At 59.2% G+C, this 2,911-nt stretch carries 2 protein-coding genes; one reads left to right on the forward strand and one right to left on the reverse strand.

Translation table 11 applies throughout. From position 1 onward, the window contains the following. Positions 1-239, reverse strand: a 239-nt coding sequence (locus tag KSX58_RS10180) for a YccF domain-containing protein (protein ID WP_217752130.1), incomplete at its 3' end; no start/stop codon positions are given. A 604-nt stretch (positions 240-843) separates the two neighbouring features. Between KSX58_RS10180 and KSX58_RS10190 the strand changes: the two genes are divergently transcribed. After that, positions 844-2,895 (forward strand): MDR family MFS transporter, encoded by a 2,052-nt coding sequence (locus tag KSX58_RS10190; protein ID WP_217752132.1) that lies wholly within the window; start codon positions 844-846, stop codon positions 2,893-2,895. Positions 2,896-2,911: the final 16 nt, after the last annotated feature.

The raw sequence follows: 2,911 nt of genomic DNA on the forward strand, positions 1-2,911 counted from the left end.
GCCATCCACCAGCCGACCAGCACCACCCACAGGATGTTGGCCAAGGCAGAGCCGACTCCGCCGCCGTATTGCACGGTTTTGCCAAACGGCGTCAGGGTGAGTCCCGCCATCTTGAACGCTTGAAGGCCGAACGGGATGCCGATGATGGAGATGCACAGAATCAGTCCCACCAATGCCCATCCGATTGCGATGGCCAACCCACCAAGAATGATCCACAGGATATTGCCGAGAACTCGCATGATTTGCCCCTTTCCGATTCCGGTCGATGCCTCGCATGTCCGGCTTCACTATTTTGCCAGACATCATGACGGAAACACGAGACGCAACCCTTGGCTCGCCCCTGATTCATCCTCGGACCGCTACCCAGGCGGATCGTATGCGGTAAGCCCAATCCTTTTGTAAAGATTTTGTGTATTGTCGGGCATGCGTGGGTTTCACCGTCAATCTGAATGATGATAGGCTTCTCGATGTCTGCCGTACGAAGACCCGTCAAGGAGATGCCATGAACCTGTATCGCTACGCGATGTTCATCGCACGCACCTGCCGTGGGTCGTTCGTCGGCAATGTTCTGTTTGCCAATCCACAAATGTCCCTTTTTTCGATGCTGGTGTAGCGGGGACACGCCTTATGCCGGGATGCACCGATGGCCCATCCGCGGTCGACGTCGCATGAATCGCTCACCATAGCCATCAACTTACGCAAAGCCGCGAATCGTTTGCCGTATATGAATGCGGAACGGATGGCGGCTTTTCCTTTACCCCGGACTCATCGGTGTCCCCGCGTCTTGACACAAGTATGGGGCCGGATCGCCCACACATGCCGTTACCAACAGAAGGAAATGCTGTGACCTCACAGAAAACCGCGGAATTCGGGTCCGCCGCCAGTTCCGTAAAGCCTATTGATTCGCACGCCCGATTCATCGTCGTGGGTGTGATCGTCGTCGGCTCGTTCATTGCGCTGCTCAACCAGACCGTCATGTCACCGGCCTTGCCGGCACTGATGCGTGATTTCAATATCACCACCGGCACCGTGCAGTGGGTGACCAGCGTCTACATGCTGGTATCGGGCATCATGGTGCCGATTTCAGGCTATCTGATTGATAAATTCTCCACCCGAAAGCTCTTCGCCGGAGCCCTTGCCACTTTCATGGTCGGCACACTGCTGTGTGCCGTCGCGCCGAATTTCGTGCTGTTGCTCGTCGGACGCATACTGCAATCCGCCGGCTCCGGCGTGCTGTTGCCATTGGTCGCCGTAGTGCCGATGCTCGTCTATCCGCCGGATAAGCGCGGCACCGCCATGGGCATGGCCGGTATCGTCATGGCCGCCGGCCCGGCTATCGGCCCGGTTGTCGGTGGTCTGGTGATTGACAGTTTCGGATGGCGCCCGATGTTCATTGGCATCGCAATTGTGGCACTGGTCATCCTTGTCGGAGGCACGATGATGCTCAAGAACGTCGGCGAGTTGAAGAACCCAAAGCTCAACGTCCTGTCCGTGATCCTTTCGACCATCGCGTTCGGTGGCCTGCTCTATGGCTTCTCGTCCGCTTCCACGATGGGATGGGCCAGTCCGGTCGTCATTACCTCAATCGTCGTTGGTCTTGTGGCCTTCGTCGCATTCGTATACAAGCAAGTCAAGCTCGATGAGCCATTGTTGCGCGTTGACACCCTTGCCACCCGCAACTTCCGCAACTCCGCGATTCTGGTCACTCTGATTAACGCCGCAGTCGCCGCAACCAACGTGACGTTGCCTATCTTCATCCAGAATGTGCTCGGCCAATCCGCCACCGTCACCGGCATGGTCATGCTGCCCGCCGCGGCGGTCGGCATCATCCTGAGTCCGGTCGCCGGTGCCGCATTCGACAAATTCGGCCCGCGCGGCGTGGGCATCGGCGGCCTTGCGCTCATGACCATCTCTCTTGGTCTTCTCGGCACCATCAACACCAGGACATCAGTGCTGTTTGTCGCCGTGTTCTGCGCATTGCAGGCATCCGGTCAGGCTATCGCCAACATGCCGATCAACACTTGGGGCGTCAACGCTTTGCCGAACGACATGATCGCCCATGGCAACGCCATCGCCAACACCGGCCGCCAGATCGCGGCAGCCATTGCGACCTCGCTTCTGGTCACCGCAGAAACATCCGTGACCGCCTCGCACATGTCCCAGGGTGTGAAGTCCGCCACGGCCAGCGGCATCGCGTTCTCCTACCTGCTGTGCGCCGCCATCTCGCTGGTCGCCCTGATCATCTGCATCTTCACCGTCACCAGCCGTGCCAAGGAGAAGGCAGCACGCAACGCCAAGGCCTACGAGGCGCAAGCCTCCGCCGAAGTCGCGGTCGAAACCACTGAAGGTCAGCCCGCCGAGCATCACTACGCCGGCGCATACGTGGCCCCCGCTGCCTCCCTGTTCAAGCAGGCCCAGGAACAGTCCATCGGCGGGATTATGGACGATCAGCCCTACAGCTGCCTGGACAGCGATGACATCACGCATGTGGTGCGCGAGTTCATCCGCCTCAACGTCTCCAGCCTTCCCGTGGTGAACGGCGATTGCAGGCTCGTCGGCTTCGTCAGCGACGGCGATATCCTGAAATCGATTGCCACCTATGAATCCCGTACGGTTCCCACCGGCACCGGTTCGACGATGGTGGTGTTCGACGACGAAACCGTGGCCTCCAAGGTGCAGGCGCTCTCCGGCAAGAAGGTGATGGACATCGCCACGCGTAAGGTCGTTGCCGCCACGCCCGACCAGCATGTTGGAGAGGTGGCCCGAATCCTCGCCAAGAAGCAGTTCAAGAAACTGCCGGTGGTGGATGGTGATGGCAGGCTCGTCGGTGTGATCCGCCGTAAGTCCGTGATGGAACATGCCTTCGACGCGTTGTTCCCAAAGGATGATCGGTGATTCGGCGTCATCATCG

This window comes from Bifidobacterium sp. MSK.17.10 (genome assembly GCF_019129655.1).
Classification (GTDB): Bacteria; Actinomycetota; Actinomycetes; order Actinomycetales; family Bifidobacteriaceae; genus Bifidobacterium; species Bifidobacterium adolescentis.